This is a genomic window from Rhizobiales bacterium NRL2 (genome assembly GCA_001664005.1).
Classification (GTDB): Bacteria; Pseudomonadota; Alphaproteobacteria; order Minwuiales; family Minwuiaceae; genus Minwuia.
Genome location: CP016093.1, coordinates 2,401,083 through 2,421,110, shown reverse-complemented (window position 1 = coordinate 2,421,110; position 20,028 = coordinate 2,401,083). Strand labels below are relative to the sequence as shown.

The 20,028-nt window shown below is 67.1% G+C and carries 18 protein-coding genes; 7 read left to right on the top strand and 11 right to left on the bottom strand.

Annotated features, from left to right (window positions below):
• Nucleotide 1: 1 nt before the first annotated feature.
• The 6 genes from TEF_11300 to TEF_11275 form a co-directional block, all read right to left on the bottom strand.
• Nucleotides 2–1,156: a carnitine dehydratase gene (locus TEF_11300; protein ANK81321.1), complete on the bottom strand. Its 1,155-nt coding sequence runs from the start codon at nucleotides 1,154–1,156 to the stop codon at nucleotides 2–4.
• Nucleotides 1,157–1,239: 83 nt separating this feature from the next.
• Complete coding sequence (locus tag TEF_11295; protein ID ANK81320.1) at nucleotides 1,240–2,514, bottom strand: phosphopyruvate hydratase; 1,275 nt, start codon at nucleotides 2,512–2,514, stop codon at nucleotides 1,240–1,242.
• Between the two features lie 211 nt (nucleotides 2,515–2,725).
• Nucleotides 2,726–3,577 (bottom strand): 3-deoxy-8-phosphooctulonate synthase, encoded by an 852-nt coding sequence (locus tag TEF_11290; protein ANK81319.1) that lies wholly within the window; start codon nucleotides 3,575–3,577, stop codon nucleotides 2,726–2,728.
• Between the two features lie 10 nt (nucleotides 3,578–3,587).
• Nucleotides 3,588–5,222: a CTP synthase gene (locus TEF_11285; GenBank protein ID ANK81318.1), complete on the bottom strand. Its 1,635-nt coding sequence runs from the start codon at nucleotides 5,220–5,222 to the stop codon at nucleotides 3,588–3,590.
• Between the two features lie 81 nt (nucleotides 5,223–5,303).
• Nucleotides 5,304–5,636, bottom strand: a complete 333-nt coding sequence (locus TEF_11280; GenBank protein ID ANK81317.1) for a preprotein translocase subunit SecG — start codon at nucleotides 5,634–5,636, stop codon at nucleotides 5,304–5,306.
• Nucleotides 5,637–5,728: 92 nt separating this feature from the next.
• Complete coding sequence (locus TEF_11275; protein ID ANK81316.1) at nucleotides 5,729–6,478, bottom strand: triose-phosphate isomerase; 750 nt, start codon at nucleotides 6,476–6,478, stop codon at nucleotides 5,729–5,731.
• Between the two features lie 145 nt (nucleotides 6,479–6,623).
• Between TEF_11275 and TEF_11270 the strand changes: the two genes are divergently transcribed.
• Both TEF_11270 and TEF_11265 read left to right on the top strand, forming a co-directional pair.
• On the top strand, nucleotides 6,624–8,519 hold the full coding sequence (locus TEF_11270) for a hypothetical protein (GenBank protein ANK81315.1): 1,896 nt from the start codon (nucleotides 6,624–6,626) through the stop codon (nucleotides 8,517–8,519).
• A 20-nt stretch (nucleotides 8,520–8,539) separates the two neighbouring features.
• Nucleotides 8,540–10,057, top strand: a complete 1,518-nt coding sequence (locus TEF_11265) for an anthranilate synthase component I (protein ANK81314.1) — start codon at nucleotides 8,540–8,542, stop codon at nucleotides 10,055–10,057.
• A gap of 106 nt (nucleotides 10,058–10,163) precedes the next feature.
• Here TEF_11265 and TEF_11260 read toward each other — a convergent pair whose 3' ends face one another.
• Entirely contained in the window at nucleotides 10,164–10,652 is a 489-nt protein-coding gene (locus tag TEF_11260; protein ANK81313.1) for a hypothetical protein, read from the bottom strand.
• Between the two features lie 79 nt (nucleotides 10,653–10,731).
• Between TEF_11260 and TEF_11255 the strand changes: the two genes are divergently transcribed.
• Nucleotides 10,732–12,228: a betaine-aldehyde dehydrogenase gene (locus tag TEF_11255; protein ID ANK81312.1), complete on the top strand. Its 1,497-nt coding sequence runs from the start codon at nucleotides 10,732–10,734 to the stop codon at nucleotides 12,226–12,228.
• Between the two features lie 3 nt (nucleotides 12,229–12,231).
• Here TEF_11255 and TEF_11250 read toward each other — a convergent pair whose 3' ends face one another.
• Together TEF_11250 and TEF_11245 are read right to left on the bottom strand one after the other, a co-directional pair.
• A complete protein-coding gene (locus TEF_11250) occupies nucleotides 12,232–14,055 on the bottom strand; it encodes a metal ABC transporter permease (protein ANK81311.1) in 1,824 nt (607 codons plus the stop codon).
• A 189-nt stretch (nucleotides 14,056–14,244) separates the two neighbouring features.
• Nucleotides 14,245–15,039, bottom strand: a complete 795-nt coding sequence (locus TEF_11245; GenBank protein ID ANK81310.1) for a hypothetical protein — start codon at nucleotides 15,037–15,039, stop codon at nucleotides 14,245–14,247.
• 68 nt (nucleotides 15,040–15,107) lie between these two features.
• On the opposite strand from TEF_11245, the gene TEF_11240 reads away from it, so the two are divergent.
• Complete coding sequence (locus tag TEF_11240; protein ID ANK81309.1) at nucleotides 15,108–15,395, top strand: hypothetical protein; 288 nt, start codon at nucleotides 15,108–15,110, stop codon at nucleotides 15,393–15,395.
• A gap of 142 nt (nucleotides 15,396–15,537) precedes the next feature.
• Here the strand turns inward: TEF_11240 and TEF_11235 are convergent, their stop codons facing one another.
• Entirely contained in the window at nucleotides 15,538–16,323 is a 786-nt protein-coding gene (locus tag TEF_11235; GenBank protein ANK81308.1) for an enoyl-CoA hydratase, read from the bottom strand.
• Nucleotides 16,324–16,517: 194 nt separating this feature from the next.
• On the opposite strand from TEF_11235, the gene TEF_11230 reads away from it, so the two are divergent.
• The 3 genes from TEF_11230 to TEF_11220 are packed head-to-tail and all read left to right on the top strand — an operon-like array spanning nucleotide 16,518 to nucleotide 18,972.
• On the top strand, nucleotides 16,518–17,486 hold the full coding sequence (locus TEF_11230; protein ID ANK83426.1) for a delta-aminolevulinic acid dehydratase: 969 nt from the start codon (nucleotides 16,518–16,520) through the stop codon (nucleotides 17,484–17,486).
• 35 nt (nucleotides 17,487–17,521) lie between these two features.
• Nucleotides 17,522–18,130, top strand: coding sequence for a hypothetical protein (locus tag TEF_11225; protein ID ANK81307.1), 609 nt, complete (start codon nucleotides 17,522–17,524; stop codon nucleotides 18,128–18,130).
• Between the two features lie 53 nt (nucleotides 18,131–18,183).
• Nucleotides 18,184–18,972, top strand: a complete 789-nt coding sequence (locus tag TEF_11220; protein ANK81306.1) for a hypothetical protein — start codon at nucleotides 18,184–18,186, stop codon at nucleotides 18,970–18,972.
• A gap of 388 nt (nucleotides 18,973–19,360) precedes the next feature.
• Here the strand turns inward: TEF_11220 and TEF_11215 are convergent, their stop codons facing one another.
• Entirely contained in the window at nucleotides 19,361–19,981 is a 621-nt protein-coding gene (locus TEF_11215) for a 30S ribosomal protein S4 (protein ID ANK81305.1), read from the bottom strand.
• Between the last annotated feature and the right edge of the window lie 47 nt (nucleotides 19,982–20,028).

Here is a 20,028-nt window from a genome sequence, read left to right as displayed (position 1 = left end):
CTCAGCGAACCGCGCCGGAGGCCTTCAACCGTTCGATCTCATCGGGGGTGAAGCCCCACTCGGTCAGCACCTCGTCGGTATTCTGCCCCGGATCGGGCGCGACGGTCGGCCGGCCGTTGGGCGTACGGGAGAAGCGCGGCGCGGCGTTCGGCTGCACCACCCCGTCGATGTCGATGAAGGTCTCGCGCGCCTTGTTGTGCGCATGCTCCGGCGCCTCGTCCATGTCCAGGACCGGCGCGTAGCAGACGTCGGAACCTTCCATGATCTCGGTCCACTCGTCGCGGGTCTTCGTCCTGATGACCTTCCCGAGCTTCTCCGAATATTCGGGCCATCTATCCGGGTTCATCTGCTCCGACATTTCCGCGGGGTCGATGCCGGTCTTCTCGAGCAGTTCGGCGTAGAACTTCTTCTCGATGGAGCCGATGGAGACGTACTTGCCGTCCTTCGTCTCGTAGACGTCGTAGAAATGCGCGCCGGTATCCAGGATGTTGGTGCCCCGCTCCTGCTTCCAGCGCCCGGCCGCCTTCATGCCGTAGATCGCGGTCATCAGGTTGGAGGCGCCGTCGATCATCGCCGCGTCGACCACCTGGCCCTTGCCGGATTCCTTCGCGTCGATCACCGCGGCGAGACAGCCGAAGGCGAGGTAGAGCGCGCCGCCGCCGAAATCGCCGACCAGATTGAGCGGCGGCACCGGCCCGCTGTCGCTGCGCCCGATGGCGTGCAGCGCACCGGTGAGCGCGATGTAGTTCATGTCATGTCCGGCAGCGTGCGCGATCGGCCCGGTCTGGCCCCAGCCGGTGACGCGGCCGTAGACCAGCTGTGGATTGCGCGCCCAGCATTCGTCGGGCCCGAGGCCGAGACGCTCGGTGACGCCCGGACGCATGCCCTCGATCAGGATGTCGGCCTTCTCGACCAGGCTGAGCACCGTCTCCACGCCATCCGAAGTCTTGAGATTCGCCGCCACCGACCGCTTGGAACGGTTGAGCAGATCCCATTTGTTGCTGCCCCGGTCGATGCCGAGATCCGCCGCCTCCTGGCGGTCGATGCGGATGACGTCGGCGCCCAGATCGCCGAACAGCATGCCGCACATCGGCCCCGGGCCGATGCCCGCCAGTTCGACTACCTTGATCCCGCTGAGGGGTCCCTGACCGCGCATGATTCAATCCTCCCCGTGCAAATCACTTGCTGGCCGGAGAGTGCCCGCTAATCGGGGCCCACTCAAGGCGGCTTTCGCGCGCCTCAGACCCGCAGGATGGAACGGCCCGCGTAAATCCCGTCGGGGCCGAGCTGATCCTCGATGCGGAGAAGCTGGTTGTACTTGGCCGTCCGGTCGGAGCGGGCCAGCGAGCCGGTCTTGATCTGGCCGCAGTTGGTGGCGACCGCCAGGTCGGCGATGGTGGAGTCCTCGGTCTCGCCCGAACGGTGCGACATCACCGCGGTATAGGCCGCCGTGTGCGCCAGTTCGACCGCCTCGAGGGTCTCCGAGAGGGTGCCGATCTGGTTGACCTTGACCAGGATCGAGTTCGCAACGTCGCGCGCGATGCCGTCGGCCAGCCGCTCCGGATTGGTGACGAACAGGTCGTCGCCGACAAGCTGGATCTTGTCGCCCAGACGCTCGGTCAGCGCCGCCCAGCCGACCCAGTCGTCCTCCGAGCAACCATCCTCGATGGAAATGATCGGATAGCGGGAACAGAGGTCGGCGTAGTATTCGACGATGCCCTCGGCGTCGAGCGACTTGCCCTCGCCCTTCAGCTCGTAGCGGCCGTTCTCGAAGAACTCGGTCGACGCGGCGTCGAGCGCCAGGAACACGTCCTCGCCCGGCAGATAGCCGGCGGCGGCGATCGACGACATAATGAAACCAAGAACTTCGTCGGCACTTTTCAGAGACGGGGCGAAACCGCCCTCGTCGCCGACATTGGTGTTGTGGCCAGCGTCCTGCAGGCGTTTCCTGAGCGAGTGGAAGATCTCGGCGCCGCAGCGAAGCGCCTCGGAGAAGGTCTCCGCGCCGACCGGCATGATCATGAATTCCTGGATATCGATCGGATTGTCGGCATGGGCGCCGCCATTCAGGATGTTCATCATCGGCACCGGCAGGGTGCGCGCGGAGACGCCGCCGACATAGCGGTAGAGCGGCTGCATCAGCGCGTCGGAGGCGGCCCGCGCCGCGGCCAGGCTGACGCCGAGGATGGCGTTGGCGCCGAGACGCGACTTGTTGGGCGTGCCGTCCAGCTCGATCAGCATGCGGTCGATGGCGAGCTGATCGGTCGCGTCCATGCCGGAGATGGCGGAGAAGATTTCGCCATTGACCGCCTCGACGGCCTGGCGCACGCCCTTGCCGCCATAGCGCTCGTCGCCGTCGCGCTTTTCCACGGCCTCGTAGGCGCCCGTGGACGCCCCCGACGGCACCATGGCCCGGCCGAACCCGCCGGTTTCCAGATGCACCTCGACCTCGACGGTCGGGTTGCCGCGGCTGTCGAGTATCTCGCGGCCGATGATGTCGATGATGGCGGTCATCGGAACCCTCACTATGGCTTGTTGTCTTGTTTTCCTGCTGTCCGGCGGTCAGGCGAAACCGAGGCGCTGCAAGAGGTAAACCAGCAGGGCGAAAATGACAAAGGCGATCATGGGCGCGCGGGCAAAGCGCCACACCTGGCGCCAGTCCGGCGGCCCCTTACGGAAGCGCGGCGGCTCGCGGTGGGGCTGGCGCGGGCGGCGCTCCATCGCCTCAGAGCGACTTGGCGAGCCCGTCGAAACGCTTCAGCGTGGCGATCAGACCCTCGAGCTGGTCCAGCGGCACCATGTTCGGCCCGTCGGACGGCGCGTTGTCCGGGTCCTGATGGGTCTCCATGAAGATCGCCGCAACCCCTACGGCGGCCGCGGCCCGCGCCAGATAGGGCACGAAGCGCCGGTCGCCGCCGGAACTGCCGCCCTGCCCGCCCGGCTGCTGCACCGAGTGCGTGGCGTCGAACACCACCGGGCAGCCGGTCTGCTCGGCCATGATCGGCAGGCCGCGGAAATCGGTGACGAGCGTGTTGTAGCCGAAGCTGGCGCCGCGTTCGCAGACCGAGACGTTGCCGTTGCCGGTGGAGCGGATCTTGTCGACCACGTTGACCATGTCCCAGGGCGCCAGGAACTGGCCCTTCTTCACGTTGATGGCGCATCCCGTCTCGCCGGCGGCCAGCAAGAGGTCGGTCTGGCGGCAGAGAAAGGCCGGAATCTGCAGCACGTCGACATGCGGTGCGACCTCGGCGCACTGGGCCTCGCTGTGAACGTCCGTCAGCACCGGCAGGCCGATATCGCGGCGGATCTCGTCGAAGATCGCCAGCGACTTCTCCAGTCCCAGGCCACGCCTGCCCTTCAGGCTGGTGCGGTTGGCCTTGTCGTAGCTGGTCTTGTAGATCACCGGCACGTCGAGCCGGCGGCCGATCTCCCGGATCGCCTCCGACATCTTCAGCGCGTGATCCCGGTCCTCGAGCTGACAGGGGCCCGCGATGATGACGAGCGGCAGGTCGTTGCCCATCTCCACCGCCCCGGCGGTCATCCGGCCCGGTGTCGGCGTCTTCGCGGTATCCGCCATGTCGTTGTTCCTAGACCAGTCGCGACTGCTTCACGGCCGCCTCGATGAAGGAGGCGAACAATGGATGTGGCTCGAAGGGCCGCGATTTCAATTCGGGATGGAACTGCACGCCGATGAACCAGGGATGGTCGGACAGTTCCACGATCTCCGGCAGGCGGCCGTCCGGCGACAGGCCGGAGAAGATCATGCCGTTCGCCTCCAGCGCCTCGCGGTAGTTGATGTTGACCTCGTAGCGGTGGCGGTGCCGTTCGCTGATCGAGCGGCTGCCGTAGATTTCCGCGACGCGGCTGCCGTCCTTCAGATCGCATGGATAGCGCCCGAGGCGGAGCGTGCCGCCCATGTCGTCCTTGCCCGTGCGCCGCTCCTTCTGACCGCCCTCGCGTTCCCATTCGGTCATCAGGCCGACCACGGGGTCCTGGCACGGGCCGAATTCTGTCGTGTTGGCATCGTTGAGGCCGACAAGGCTCCGGGCGGCCTCGATGACCGCCATCTGCATGCCGAAGCAGATGCCGAAATACGGCACCTGGCGGGTGCGGGCGAACTGCGCCGCGCGCATCTTCCCCTGCGCGCCGCGCTCGCCGAAGCCGCCGGGGACCAGGATCGCGTTGACGTCCTCCAGGCGCTGTACCGCGCCCTCGTCGGTCTCGAAGACCTCGGAATCCAGCCACTCCACGTCCACGCGGACATTGTTGGCGATGCCGCCATGGCGCAGCGCTTCGGCCAGCGACTTGTAGGCATCGGGCAGGCCCACATACTTGCCGACGATGCCGACCTTAACCGCGCCCTCCGGGTTGCCGACCCGCTCACCGATCAGGCGCCAGCGGCTCAGATCGGGCTCGTCGATGGAATCCAGACGGAAGTGGTTCAGCACCTCCACGTCCAGCCCTTGGGCGTGGAACATGATCGGCGCGTTGTAGATGTTGTCGATATCCGGCGCCTGGATGACGGCCTCCGGCCGGACATTGCAGAACAGCGCGATCTTGCGCCGCTCACCTTCCGGAATGCCGGTCTCGCAGCGGCAGACCAGCATCTCCGGCTGAATGCCGATGGAGCGCAGTTCCTTCACCGAGTGCTGGGTCGGCTTGGTCTTCAGCTCGCCAGCGGCGCGGATGAAGGGCACCAGGGTGAGGTGCACGAACATGGCCCGGTCGCGGCCGAGTTCCTGGCCCAGCTGGCGGATCGCCTCCAGGAACGGCAGGCTCTCGATATCGCCCACCGTGCCGCCGATCTCGACCAGGACGAAGTCATGGCCCTCGGTGCCCGCCAGGATGAATTCCTTGATGGCGTCCGTGATGTGCGGGATCACCTGCACCGTGGCGCCCAGATAGTCGCCGCGCCGTTCGCGCTCGATCACGGTCTGGTAGATACGGCCGGTGGTGACGTTGTCGGCCTGGTTGGCCGCGACGCCGGTGAAACGTTCGTAGTGACCCAGATCCAGGTCGGTCTCGGCCCCGTCCTCGGTGACGTAGACCTCGCCATGCTGGTAGGGGCTCATGGTCCCCGGGTCGACGTTGATATAGGGGTCCAGCTTGCGAAGCCGTACCGTATAGCCGCGGGCCTGCAGCAGCGCGCCCAGAGAGGCGGATGCCAGTCCTTTGCCGAGTGAGGAAACCACGCCGCCGGTGATGAAGATGAACCGCGTCATGGACCTTCCTTCTATCGGAAAACGCGCAGGCGACAAAGCGCCGATCCGCGGACCGGCGCAAGCCGCAGGAAAACCGGCGGATTAATCGGATTGCGGGACGGCCGGGCCTTCGGGCTGCGCGGGCGCGGCAGGGGCCTGCTGCTGCACCGGTTGGTCGAGAATCGATCCCGATTCGTCCTTGCCCCCGACCAGGATGGCCAGGATGATCGACGTGGCGATGAACATCGCCGCCAGCACCGCCGTGGTCCGCGTCAGCAGATTCGCCGTGCCCCGGCCGGACATGATGCCGCCCATGCCGCCGCCCGATCCTCCGCCACCGATGCCGAGCGCACCGCCTTCGGACCGCTGCATGAGGATGACGCCGACCATCGCGATGGCGATCAGGACGTGAATGACGGTGATGATGGTAAGCATGGGCTGCGGGAATTCCGGGCTGACTTGGGGCTGGGGCGGCTTTTACACACTATCAGATCGGATGCAATGCCCGGCTGGTCAAGCGGCAGGCATCAGGCCTTCGCCGCCGCGGCGATGGCGAGAAAATCCTCGGCCTTCAGACTGGCCCCGCCGACCAGCGCGCCGTCAACCCCGTCGACCGCCAGCAGCGCCCCGGCATTGTCGGGCTTGACGGAACCGCCATAGAGAATGCGCAGGTCGTCGGGGAAGAAATCCTCGGCGACCGTGCGGATATGCCGATGCACATGGGCCACGTCCTCGGCCGTCGGCGTGTGTCCGGTACCGATCGCCCAGACCGGTTCGTAGGCGATCACCGCGTTCTCCCGCGTCGCCCCCGACGGCATTGACCCCCGGAGCTGGTGCGAGAGCACGAGTTCGGTTTCCTCGGCCTGCCGCTGCGCCTCGGTCTCGCCGATGCAGACGATGGCGACGAGTCCCGCCTCCAGCGCGGCTTCGGCCTTGGCGCGGATCAGGTCGTCGTCCTCGCCGTGGTCGATGCGCCGTTCCGAATGGCCGACGATGACATGGCTGCAGCCGATGTCCTTCAGCATCCAGGCGGAGATGTCGCCGGTGTGCGCGCCCTTCTCGGCGATGTGGCAATCCTGGCCGCCCAGCGCCACGCGGTCGCGGATCCCGGCTTCCTCCAACGCCCGCGCCATGACCTGGATCAGCGTCGCCGGCGGACAGATCAGAAGTTCGGCCCCGCCGGCGCGTCCGATATCATCCGCCAGCGCCCTGACCTGCGCCGCGGCGTCAGCGGCAAGTCCGTTCATCTTCCAGTTGCCGGCAATCAGCATCACCATACCCCCTGCTGGATCCATATGGAGTGCATAGCGCGGATCGCGCCCGAGGTCACCCGTCGCAAGGGCGCGCGGCGGTTGCGGGGCGCGCGGGGCGCGACTAATGTCCGCCAGCCGAATTCCAAGCGCGGAGCCGCGAGACAGCACCATGATGCAGAAGACGCAAAAGGGCATGGCCAAATGGGTCGTCCGGGCCCTGCTGGTCCTCCTGATCCTCAGCTTCGCGCTGTGGGGTCTGAACGACTTTGTCGGAACGGCCCCGAATGCCCCGGTGGCCACCGTCGGCGACCGCGAGATCGAGAGCCAGCGCTTCGTCAACGAGGCGCAGCGGCGGATCCAGTTTCTCTCCCAGCAGCAGAACCGGCCCATCGACCCGGAACTCGCCATTCAGATCGGGCTCTACAATCAGGTCCTTTCGGGGATGGTCGACAACGCGGTTCTGGCCGAGGAAGCCGAGGAACTCGGTCTTGGCGTGACCGACGATGCAGTGGCCATCGAGATCCGCAACGACCCGGGGTTCACGGGCCCGACCGGGAACTTCGACCGCTTCCGCTTCGAGGAAATCCTGCGCCGCGCCGGCTTTTCCGAGGGCGAGTTCGTCGAGAACATGCGGCAGGACATGCTGAACCGGCAGATCGAGTCGACCATGACCGCGGGTCTGGCCCAGGGGCCCGCCCCGATGGCGCGCGCCATCCTGGCCTGGCAGCTCGAAAGCCGCGACCTGCGTATCCTCAGGCTGCCCAATGATGCCCTGGCGAGCGCGCCGGAGCCGGACGAGGCCGCATTGCGGGCCTATCACGAGGCCAACCCCGCCCCCTTCACTGCGCCGGAGCGCCGTTCGGCCCGTATCATCCTGGTGCGGCCGCAGGATCTGGCCGAGAACATCGAAGTCTCCGAAAGCGAGATCGAGGAATCCTACCAGGCCCGGCTGGCGGAGTTCACCCGCCCGGCCAGCCGCTCCGTGAAACAGGCGATCTTCGCCGACGAGGCCGCCGCCGCCGATGTGCTGGCGCGGATCAACGAGGGCGTGGCCTTCGACAAGGCCGTGGAGGATGCGACCGGCTCCGCGCCGATCGATGTCGGCCGCGTCGGACCCGGAGATCTGCCCGACCGTGTGGCCGACGCCGCCTTCTCCGCCGCGGAAGGCGAGGTTGCCGGACCGGCGCAGAGCGATTTCGGCTGGCACCTGGTTCACGTCACGGAGGTCACCGAAGAGAACGTCCGGCCGCTCTCCGAGGTGCGGGAAGCCGTGGCGCAGGATCTGAAGCTGGACCGCGCCATCGGCGATCTGGTCGGCATCTCCAATCGCATCGAGGACGAACTGGCCGGCGGCGCGAAGGTCGCCGAGGTCGCCGACATCCTGTCGCTGAAGATGATGGAACTTCCGCCGGTGACCCGCCAGGGCCTGACCCTGGAAGGCGGGAACCCTTCCGAGAGCCTGCCGTCCGCGGCGCTGGAGGAACTGTTCGCCGCCGAACCCGGCGACGACCTGGCGGCGCAGGAACTGGACAACGGCGCGATTCTGCTGGTGCAGGCGATGGAAGTGGTCCCGCCCGCCCTGCAACCCTTCGAGGATGTCCGCGGCGAGGTCGCCGCCGCCTGGCGGCGCGAACAGCTTGCCGAACTGGCTGCCGCCGAGCGCGCGAAGCTGGAACAGCGTCTGGAGGGCGGCGAGAGCCTGGAAGACATCGCCAGCGGCTTCGAGGCCGAGGTCGAGACCGCCGAGGGCGTCACCCGTCAGGCCGGCGCGCCGGACCTGAGCGGCGAACTGCGCGACACCGTCTTTGGCCTGGAGGCCGGCCAGTCGGCGGGCGGCGGCGCCCGCGGCGCACAGGTTCTGGTCACCGTCGACGCGGTCGCGGAGGCGGATGTCAGCAGCAGCGGCGACCGGACCGCAGCCCTCGCCGAAGTGATCGGCGAGTCGTTCTCCGAAGACGTGCGCCAGACCCTGCTGCAGACGCTCCGCGACGAACACGGCGTCTCGATCAACCAGCGCGCCTTCACCAACGCCGTGGACCCCAACGGCATCTATCTCGAACAGTAGCCTGCCATCGGAACCCTTCCATGAGCTTCACGCCGACCCTCGAGGATTTCCGGACGGTCCATGACGAAGGCCGCGGCCAGGTCGTCTACACGGAGATCGTCGCCGACCTGGAGACCCCCGTTTCGGCCTTCATGAAGCTGACCGACGGCCGTCCCAACTGCTTCCTGCTGGAATCGGTGGAGGGCGGCGCGATCCGCGGCCGCTATTCCTTCATCGGCCTGAAGCCGGACCTGATCTGGCGCGCCCACGGCGACAAGGCGGAGATCAACCGCTCCGCGCGCTTCGACCCCGAGGCGTTCGAACCCTGTGCCGAACCGACGCTGGAAAGCTTCCGCAAGCTGCTGGCCGAGATCCACATCGACCTGCCGCCCGAACTGCCGCCGATGTCGGCGGGACTGTTCGGCTACATGGCCTATGACACGGTCAAGCTGATGGAGCGCCTGCCCTCGGGCAACCGCGACGCGCTGGGTGTGCCGGATGCGCTGTTCGTGCGCCCGACGGTCATGGCGATCTTCGACAGCGTGCGCGACATGGTCACGATCGTGACCCCGGTCTGGCCCGAGGAGGGCGTCAGCGCCAGACAATCCTATGCGCGGGCCTGCGAGCGGCTGGCCGACTCGGTGGCCGATTTCGACCGCGCTCTGCCCCACAGCCGCGCAGGCGCCGACGAACTGGCGGAACTGCCGCCGCCGACGTCGAACACCACGCGTGGCGAGTATCACGCGATGGTCGAGAAGGCGAAGGAGTACATCCGCGCCGGCGACATTTTCCAGATCGTGCCCTCCCAGCGCTTCGAGGTGCCGTTCACCCTGCCCCCGCTGGCGCTCTATCGCGCGCTCAGGCGCACCAACCCCTCGCCCTTCATGTATTTCCTCGATTTCGGCGATTTTTCCGTCGTCGGCTCCAGTCCGGAGATCCTGGTCCGCGTCCGGGATGGCCGGATCACGCTGCGCCCGCTCGCCGGCACCCGGCCCCGCGGCGCGACGCCGGCGGAGGACGCGGCGCTGGCCGAGGAACTGCTGTCGGACCCGAAGGAGCTGGCCGAGCACCTGATGCTGCTCGATCTGGGCCGCAACGACGTCGGCCGGGTGGCCAGGATCGGCACGGTCAACGTCACCGAGAAGTTCGTCATCGAACGCTACAGCCACGTCATGCACATCGTCTCCAACGTCGAAGGCGAACTGGACGACGCCCACGACGCGCTCGATGCCCTGATCGGCGGCTTTCCGGCCGGCACGGTTTCCGGCGCGCCCAAGGTCCGCGCGATGGAGATCATCGAGGAACTGGAGAAGGACAAGCGCCACCTCTACGCCGGCGGCATCGGCTATTTCTCCGCCGGCGGGGCCATGGACACGGCGATCGTGCTGCGGACCGCCGTGGTCAAGGACGGGGTGATGCACGTCCAGGCCGGCGGCGGCGTCGTCGCCGACAGCGACCCGGAAGCCGAGTATCAGGAGACGGTGAACAAGGCCAAAGCGCTGATGCGCGCCGCCGAGGAAGCCGTGCGCTTCGCCGCGCGGTCGGGGAACATGCGGTAGAGTTGTCTCACCACACTCCGGCACCCCCGCCCCTGTGCGGGGGTCCGGTGCGGCTTCGCCGCGAGTCAATGAATTGACCGGATGCCCGCACGGAGGCGGGCATGACCTATTTCTCCGGAACCGGAAACGCCTTCGAATACTCTTCCAGCTTCGCCTTCCAGTCCGCCGGCATGGCCTGGGCGGCAATAGCGCCGGGGCCGACATGGCGGATGTGGACGCCGGTCAGCTTGCCGGTGAAACAGACGTCGCCCGCCATGGTGCGGGAAACGAAGTGCAGATCGAAGGACGAGGCGCCCAGCCTGCCCACATGGACGGCGATGTCGATGGCCTGCCCCGCCGGCACGGGCTTCAGGAAATCCATCGAGGCGTGGACCATGGGGGTGCCGGTGCCGCTTTCCGTCTGCATGTCCCGCCAGTGGCGGCCGGTGAGCGTGATGAAGAAATCCTCCGCCGCCTCGACCATGTAATCCAGATAGGTGCCGGTGTAGACGATCCCCGCCGGATCGGAATCCCCCCAGCGGACCAGACGGCGGACGGTGAAGGGCGCGCGCGCGACCACCTGGGGCGTGCGCGGGTCGGGGGTATTGTCTTTCAAGCCGGATTTCCTGTTGCGGCGAGCGGTCGGGCAATGATCCTATCGCCGCCCTCCGGCGGATCAAGGAAAGGCCAACGCGATGGCTGAAGACCAGACCCATTACGGTCCGAACACCACCCTCGGCGTGCAACAGCTCTTCATCGGCGGCCGCTATCGGCCCGGCACGGCCGAGGAGACGTTCGAGACCCTGAATCCGGCGACGAACCACGTGATCTGCGAGGTCGACATGGCCTCGCCCGAGGACGTGGAGGCCGCCGTCGAGGCGGCGCAGGAGGCCTTTCTGACCTGGTCGACGACGCCGGCGCGGGAGCGCGCGAAGGTGCTGCTGCGCGCCGCGGCGATCCTGCGCGAGCGCAACGGGGAACTGGCGCGGCTGGAAACGCTGGACACCGGCAAGCCCATCGCCGAGACCGCCGAGGTCGACGTCATCACCGGCGCCGAGATGCTGGAGTACTACGCCGGCCTCGCGCCCGCCATTCACGGTGAGCACCATGATTTCGGTCCCGATGCCTTCGCCATGGTGCGCCGCGAACCGCTGGGCGTCTGCGCCGGCATCGGAGCATGGAACTATCCGATCCAGATCGCGCTCTGGAAGTCCGCGCCGGCGCTGGCCTGCGGCAACACCATGATCTTCAAGCCCGCCGAGCTGACGCCGCTGTCGGCGCTGAAGCTGGCCGAGATCTATCTCGAGGCTGGTCTGCCACCGGGCGCCTTCAATGTCGTCCAGGGCGACGGCCGGGTGGGCCAGCTGCTCTCCCGCCATCCCGGCATCGCCAAGATCAGCCTGACCGGCGAGGTCGGCACGGGCCGCAAGGTCATGGCCGACGCCGCGCAGACATTGAAGGGGGTCACCCTGGAGCTGGGCGGCAAGTCCCCGCTGATCGTCTTCGACGACGCCGATTTCGACGGCGCGGTCGACTCCGCCATGTCGGCCAATTTCTACTCCGCGGGCGAGGTCTGCTCCAACGGCACCCGCGTCTTCGTCCAGCGCCGCATCTACCGCCGCTTCCTGGAAAGCCTGGAAGACAAGGTCGCTCGCATTCCGCTCGGCGACCCGTTCGACCCGGCGACGAAGATCGGCGCGCTGATCAGCGCCGGCCATCTGGAGAAGGTCATGGGCCATATCGAGGCGGCGCGCCGCTCCAACGCGCTGCACGTCGTGGGCGGCCACCGCCCGGAAGATCCGACCCTCGCCGCAGGCAATTTCGTCCACCCGGCGGTCTTCGCCGAATGCACCGACGACATGAGCTTCGTGCGCGACGAGATCTTCGGTCCCGTCATGGCGGTGCTGCCCTTCGAGGAGGAGCACGAGGTCGTCGCCCGCGCCAACCACACGCCCTTCGGACTGGCCGGGGCGGTCTTCACCACCGACTTCGCCCGCGCCCACCGCGTCGCCAATGCGATGCAGGCCGGCACGGTCTGGATCAACGACTACAACGTGACGCCGCCGGAAGTGCCCTTCGGCGGCCACAAGCAGTCCGGCGTCGGCCGGGAGAACGGGCTGGAAACCATCGGCCACTTCACCCAGACGAAGACCATCTACGCCAATCTCGGCAAGGTCGCGCCGTACTTCTGAAATCTACTCCGCGGCGCTGACCGCGCCTTCGCCGTCCTGCGCCCGCTCGGCCTGCTGGCGCCGCCACATGTGGGCGTAGAGGCCGTTACGGGCGATCAGTTCGTGATGCTGGCCGCGTTCGGCGATGCGTCCGCCGTCCAGCACGATGATCTGGTCGGCGTTGACCACCGTCGAGAGCCGGTGCGCGATCATCAGCGTCGTCCGGCCCTGAGAGACGCGGGTCAGCGCCTTCTGGATCTCCCGCTCCGTCGCCGTGTCCAGCGCCGAGGTCGCCTCGTCGAAGATCATCACGCCGGGATCCTTCAGCATCATCCGCGCGATGGCGACGCGCTGCTTCTCGCCGCCGGAGAGCTTCAGGCCGCGTTCGCCGACGGTGCTGGCCAGGCCGTCGGGCAGGCTGTCGATCAGGGGGCGGAGCTGGGCTGCGTCGATCGCCGCGTTCATCGCCTCGTCGCCGGCCTCCAGATCGCCATAGCGGATGTTGTGCTCCAGCGTGTCGTTGAACAGCACCACGTCCTGGGGCACGACGCCCAGCGTCCGGCGCAACGAGGCCTGGGTGACGTCGCGGATGTCCTGCCCGTCGATCAGGATGCGGCCGCCGGTGACGTCGAAGAAGCGGAACAGCAGCCGCGTCAGCGTGGACTTGCCGCCGCCAGATTCACCGACCACGGCGATGGTGTGGCCGGGCGGCACCTCGAAGGAAACGCCGTCCAGCACCGTGCGCCGCGGGTCGTAGCCGAAGGTCACGTTGTCGAACTCGATGTGGCCGCCGCGGAAGGCGAGCGGTTTTGCCTCCGGCGCATCGCCGACCTCGATCTCCCGGTCCAGCAGGCCGAACATCTTCTGCATGTCGACCAGGCTCTGCTTCACCTCGCGGTAGACCATGCCCAGCATGTTGAGCGGCATGTAGAGCTGGATCAGGAACGCGTTGATCAGAACGAAATCGCCGATGGTCATGGAGCCGTCGGCAACGCCCCTTGCCGCCAGCACCATGACGATGACCAGGCCCGTGGCCACGATGAAGCCCTGCCCGGTGTTCAGGAAAGCCAGGCTGACCTGGCTGCGCACCGCCGCCTTCTCGTAGCCCGCAAGCCGATTGTCGAAACGCTCGACCTCGTAGGGTTCATTGGCGAAATAACGCACGGTCTCGAAGTTCAGCAGGCTGTCGACGGAGCTGGCATAGGCCTCCTCGTCGCGGCGGTTCATCTCCCGGCGGATGCCGATGCGCCACTCGGTCACCAGAAAGGTGAAGGCGATGAAGGCGATCACCGTGGCGAAGGTCGCGACCGCAAACCAGAACTGATACTCGATCACCAGAATACCGAGAAAGATCACCGCCTGGCCGACCACGGGAACGACGTTGAACAGCGCCATGCGCAACAGGAAGTCGATCGCCTTGGCGCCGCGGTCGATGAGCTGATGCAGGGCGCCGGTGCGGCGTTCGGTATGGAAGCGGTAGCTGAGCTCGTGCAGCCGCTGAAAGACGCGGCGCGCCACACGCCGCGCGGCCCGCTGTCCGACCGCGGAAAAGATGCCGTCGCGGGCCTGCGCCAGACCCTGCTGCAACACCCGCCCGAGACCGTAGGCCACCACGAAGGCGATCGCCGCGCCGATGGCGATACTCTCCGCATCCAGCGAGTCGACGGCGTGCTTGAGCAGGAACGGCACCGTCGCCCCCGCCGCGATGGAACCGGCCAGGAAGCAGGCGGCGAGGACGATGCGCAGCTTCGGCCGCCAGTCGTCCTTCGGCCAGAGATAGGGCAGCAACCGGCGCAGCACGCTCCAGTCGGGCGGGCCGGACGGCGTGCCGGATACGGTGTTCCTCAACGATCCTCCTTCCGCGAACCGAAATGCTGGCCCTGTTCCGCCCCGTGACTTGATCGCCGGGCCCAGAGAAACTGACCATGCAAACCGGGTCCCGGGGCCAGGCCCCGGGACAGCCAATTGAAATGCCGTGTGCCTGCACCCGGAAATCCAGGCCTCATGGAAGCAGAACTGTCGCTCCGCCCGCGCAATTCAACGTCCCGTATAGCGCGGCGGGCGTTTCTCGAGGAACGACTGCACGCCTTCCTTGTAGTCCTCGCCGGTCATGGAGAGACAGAACTGGTCGGCGTCCATGAAGCTGACGGCGTGGTTGAGCGCCTTGGCGGCGACGTCGACGTCCTTCTTGCACATGCGCACCTGCACCGGCGGCAGGCTGGCGATGCGTTCGGCCATTTCCAGCGCCTTCTCCAGCGCGCCGCCCTTCGGCGCCACCTCGTCGGCCAGGCCCCATTCCAGCGCCCGTTCCGCGCCGACCTTCTCCGCCATAACGACGAGCCGTTTGGTCCGCGCAGGGCCGCACAGGTTCACGAAGCGCGGCACCGAGTTCCAGCTCATGTTCATGCCGCGCTCGATCTCGGAAACGTAGTAGGTCGCCCCCTCTCCCATGACGCGGAGGTCGAGCGAACAGGCCAGCGCCACGCCGCCGCCGACGCACCAGCCTTCAACGGCGCAGATGGTCATCTGCTCCAGTTCCTCCCAGGCGCGGCAGAGCCGCGGCCCGCGCTGGATCGAGCGCCGCCTGGCGAGCAGGCCGGCCTCGGCGCGCTGCTCGGCGACCGGATCCTTCAGATCGAAGCCCATGGAAAAGTTGTCGTCGCGGCCCGCCAGCACCACCACCGAACTCTCGAGATCGTCGTCGAGATGGCGGGCGATGTCGGTCAGTTCCTTCATCAGGGCGTCCGACAGGGGATTGGCCGCGATGCCCCTGTCGAAGCGGACGATGACGATGCGCCCCCGCCGCTCGATCGTCGAAAACTGCAGTTCCATGATTTCCTCCCCGCGCGTTCAGGCTAGATTGCGGCTCAGCCTAGTCCAATCAGCGAAGGAAAGAAGCCATGGCCGCCTACGTGATCGCCCGCGTCAACGTCACCGATCCGGAGAAGTACGAGAACTACAAGGCGCTGGCCCCGGCCGCCATCAAGAAGTACGGCGGCGAGTACCTGGCCCGCGGCGGCGCGCTGGCGACGCTGGAGGGCGACGAGGAGACCCGCCGCGTGGTGGTGCTCCGCTTCGCCGACATGAAGGCGGCGCAGGCGTTCTACAATTCACCCGAATACCAGGCCGCCAAGAAGGAACGCGAAGGCGCCGCCGACGGCCAGTTCATCGTCGTCGAGGGGCTGTAGAGCGAGGCGCGCGAGACCGACGCGCCCCGGCCTCTGAGCCGGGGCCCATGCCTGAGCACCGCCGCCCCTGGTCCGATTGCCGGAAATGCTCCGGCATCGATCCCGGACAGAGCCTCCGGCCCTTCCGGGACGCCGGGAGCGACTACCCCCCGAACTTCGCCGGGCGCTTGGCCAGGAACGCCTCGATGCCCTCGCGGCCATCGGCGGAGCGCATCGATTCGGCAATGCCCCGCGTCTCCCGCTCCATCTGGCTTTCCAGCGTCTCGTTGAGGCTGTCGTGGATCAGGTGCTTGACCCGGCCATAGGTCGCTGTCGGCCCCTTCGCCAGTGTGGCGGCGAGCTTCATCGCCTCGTCGAGCAGCGCGTCGTCCGGATGAACATAGTCGACCAGGCCCCACTCACGCGCCTCCTCGGCGCTGAGCAGGCGGTTGGTCAGGATCAGGTCCAGCGCCCGCTTGGTGCCGACGCGGCGCGGCAGGAAGTACGTTCCCGAGCCGTCCGGCGAAACGCCGAGGCGCGTATAGGCCATGGTGAACTTCGCCCCTTCCCCGGCCAGCACGAGGTCGCCCTGGATGGCGAAGCTGAAACCGGCGCCGGCGGCGGTGCCGTTGACCGCACAGATCACGGGCGGGTCCATGCGGTGCAGCCGGCTGATGGCGGCATGCAGGAAGACGGTCATCTTCTTGGCCATGGCCGGCAGATCGTCGCCCTCCTTCTGGAAGAAGGCGATGTCGCCGCCGGCGGAGAACATCTTGCCCGCGCCGGTGAAGACCACCGCGCGGATTGCCGGGTCCTCGTCGCAGCGGATGGCGATGTCCAGCAGTTCCTCGGTCAGCGCCAGGTGCATCGCGTTGGCGGCGTCGGGCCTGTTGAAGCGGCAGAGCGCCACCCCGTCGGACACGTCCATGGTCATGTGTTCGTAGCTCATCCGTCTCTCCTCCCTCGAACGGTGATCCCGCATCGCCGGACCGCTTTGCCCGACGCCCGCGCTGGTCTATGGTTCGGCAGGTTATACGCCACAGACGGGCCATTGCCATGAGCGAGAATCCCCTTCCCTTCCGCCGTCCCGCACCGGAGGCCGAGCGCGCCGACCTGCCGTTGTCGGCCTATCCGCGCGTGCGCCTGCGCCGGCCCCGCGCCAGCGACTGGTCGCGCCGGCTGGTGGCGGAGAACGTGCTGACGGTCGACGACCTGATCTGGCCGGTCTTCGTCCACGAGGGCGATGATGTCATTGACGTTCCCTCCATGCCCGGCGTGCGCCGTCATTCGGTGGACAGTCTGGTCGACGCCGTCGGCGAGGCCGGCGAACTGGGCGTGCCACTGATCGCCATCTTTCCCGCTGTCGACGCGGAGCGGAAGAACGACGAAGGCACCGAGGCGACCAATCCCGACAACGTGGTCTGCCGCGCCGTGCGCGCGGTCAAGCAGCACATACCCGATGTCGGCGTGCTCTGCGACGCGGCGCTGGATCCCTTCACCAGCCATGGCCATGACGGCCTGATTCGCGACGGCTACGTGCAGAACGACATCACGCTGGAGGTGCTGATCCAGCAGGCGTTGATCCAGGTCGAGGCCGGCTGCGACATCATCGCGCCCTCGGACATGATGGACGGGCGCGTCGGCGCCATCCGGGAGGCGCTGGAAGCGCACGGCCACCACAACGTCCAGATCATGTCCTACGCGGCGAAATATGCTTCCGCCTTCTACGGACCCTTCCGCGACGCCATCGGCTCCAGGGCCAATCTCGGCAAGGCGACCAAGGCGACCTACCAGATGAACCCGGCCAATGGCGACGAGGCGATCCGCGAGGTCGCCATGGACATCGCAGAGGGCGCGGACATGGTGATGGTCAAGCCGGGCATGCCCTATCTGGATCTCTGCCGGCGGGTGAAGGACGCCTTCCACCTGCCCACCTTCGCCTACCAGGTCTCCGGCGAGTACGCGATGCTCAACGCCGCCGCCGACAATGGCTGGCTGGACCGCGAGAAGGTGATGATGGAGAGCCTGCTGGGCTTCAAGCGGGCCGGCTGCGACGGCGTTCTTACCTATTTCGCGGTCGAGGCGGCGAAGCGGATTCGCGCCGGCGATTAACCCTTTGTTCGCCATGGCGGGCGAGACTGCGCGCCATGACAGGGAGCCCCAGATTCCGCGCGCCCGCGCTGAAATCCACCATTGCAGCCGTCGGCTGGTTCCGCTTCGCGGCGGAGCAGGACGGCATAAGGCTGCAGCCGCGCAAGCTGCAACTTCTGCTCTACATGGCGCAGGGACTCTACGCTGCCGCCAATGAAGGCCGCGCGCTGATGCCGAGCCGCTTCGTCGCCAGTACCCTCGGACCCTGCGACCCCAATCTCTATCCCGTGCTGGAGCAGGGCGGCGAGCCCGACCGGCCCAAGGAGATCGATGACCGCGCCGAGGCCTGCCTGAAACTCATCTACCGCAAGTTCGCCAGGTCGCCGGTCGAGCAGCTCGACGCTTTCGTCGAGACCGATGGCATCTTCTCAGATGTGCGCCAGGCCGCGCCGGATGCGGAGATTCCGCTGGACTTGATGGCCGAGGCCTATCGCCGGACCTTCATCCAGCCCGCCGCCCGGGAAGCCGAACGCCGCCCCGCCGCCCAGGTGAAGCCACCGCCGGCGGCGAACGAGGAACGCCCCGAACTGCCTGACGGGGTGCCCAGGGTCATCACCGGCGGCAAGGCCGTGAAACGCTGGGCCCCGAAACGCCGGATTTATTGACCGCCGCCGCCGGGTTATGACTCCCCTACAGGGTTCCAGGGGGAGAACACGGAATGGCCGAAAGACAGGGACGGCTCGCCGGCCGGCGGGCGTTGATCACGGGTGCGAGCCGCGGCATCGGCGCCTCGATCGCGGAACGCTACGCCGAGGAAGGCGCGGACCTCATGCTGGTCGCGACCGGCCTGCCGCAGCTCCGGGACATTGCGGCGAAGGCTGCTGCCCACGGCGGCAAGGTGGAGACGCTGGCAGCGGATGTCAGCGACCGCGCCGCGGTGGAGGCCATGATCGAAACCTGCGTCGACCGGCTCGGCGGCCTCGACGTGCTGGTCAACAATGCCGGCGTCTACAAGGCCAGCCGCTTCATCGACTACGAGCCCGAGACCTTCGACCGGATCATGCAGGTGAACACCTATGGCGTCTTCCACGCCATGCAGTTCGCCCTGCGCCACATGCAGAAGTCCGGCGGCGGCAAGATCGTCAACATCGCCTCGACCGCCGGCAAGTGGGAATCCCTCAATCAGGGCGCCTACAACACCTCCAAGCATGCCGTGGTCGGCATGACGCGCTGCGCGGCGCTGGAGCATGCCAAGGACCGGATCACCGTCAACGCCATCTGCCCGGGCTTCGTGAATACCGACATGATCGACCAGTTCGATGATCACGCGGAGATCCTGGGCATGCCGGTCGAGGAACTGCAGACGATGCTGGTGAACCGCGTGCCCATCGGGCGCATGCTGGAGCCGGTCGAAATCGCGCATATCGCCGTCTATCTGGGCTCAGGCGAATCCGACGGCATGACCGGCCAGACGATCACCATTTCGGGCGGCATGCGCATGGGCTGAACCGACACCGCCCGCCCGTGGATGGCCCTTGTTGTCATCCCCGATGGCGCCTGCGCCACTCGGGGATCGGGCAAGGCCGTTCCGATGTTTGATTGAACCGCCCTACTCTGTCGCCCTTGGACTCGATCCAAGGGCCCAGCGGACAGAAGGACTGGGTCCTGGGGTCAAGCCCCAGGACGCCAAGTGATTCCATCACTTCGTGGAATGCTCTAAGCCGGACTCCGGCGTCTTGCCGCGGCGCGATGCCCGCGCGCCTCCGGCGACGGGCATGACAGAATCTCCCGCACGCCGACCGGAAATGAAAAACGGCGCCGGATTGCTCCGACGCCGTCCTCGATCTGGTCTGCCTGGCCGGCCCATCCAACCTCGGCCCGCCGGCTTCCGGAACTCAGCGCGAGTAGTACTCGATGACCAGATTCGGCTCCATCTGCACCGCGTAGGGCACGTCGGCCAGCTTGGGCACGCGGGTGTATTTGCCGGTCATCTTGTTGTGGTCGACCTCGACATAGTCGGGCGTCTCGCGCTCCGACGACTCCGCGGCGTCCAGCACCAGGTTGATCTGGCGCGACTTCTCGCGGACCTCGATCACGTCGCCCGGCTTGCAGCGGTAGCTCGGAATGTTCACCCGCCGGCCATTCACGTTGACATGGCCGTGGTTCACGAACTGCCGCGCCGCGAACACGGTCGGCACGAACTTCATGCGGTATACGAGCGCGTCGAGGCGGCTCTCCAGCAGGCCGATCAGGTTCTCGGAGGTGTCGCCCTTGCGGCGCACGGCCTCGCCATAGACCCGGCGGAACTGCTTCTCGGTGATCGAACCGTAGTAGCCCTTGAGCTTCTGCTTGGCGCGGAGGTGCAGACCGAAGTCGGAGACCTTCTTGCGCTTGCCTGCCTGCCCGTGCTGTCCGGGACCGTAGTCGCGGCGGTTGACGGGGCTCTTCGGACGGCCCCAGAGGTTCTCGCCCATGCGGCGATCGATCTTGTATTTCGCGCTGATACGCTTCGACATCGGTTGCCTTCTGCCGTTCGGTCAAATCACAGATGAACGCGGCCGGT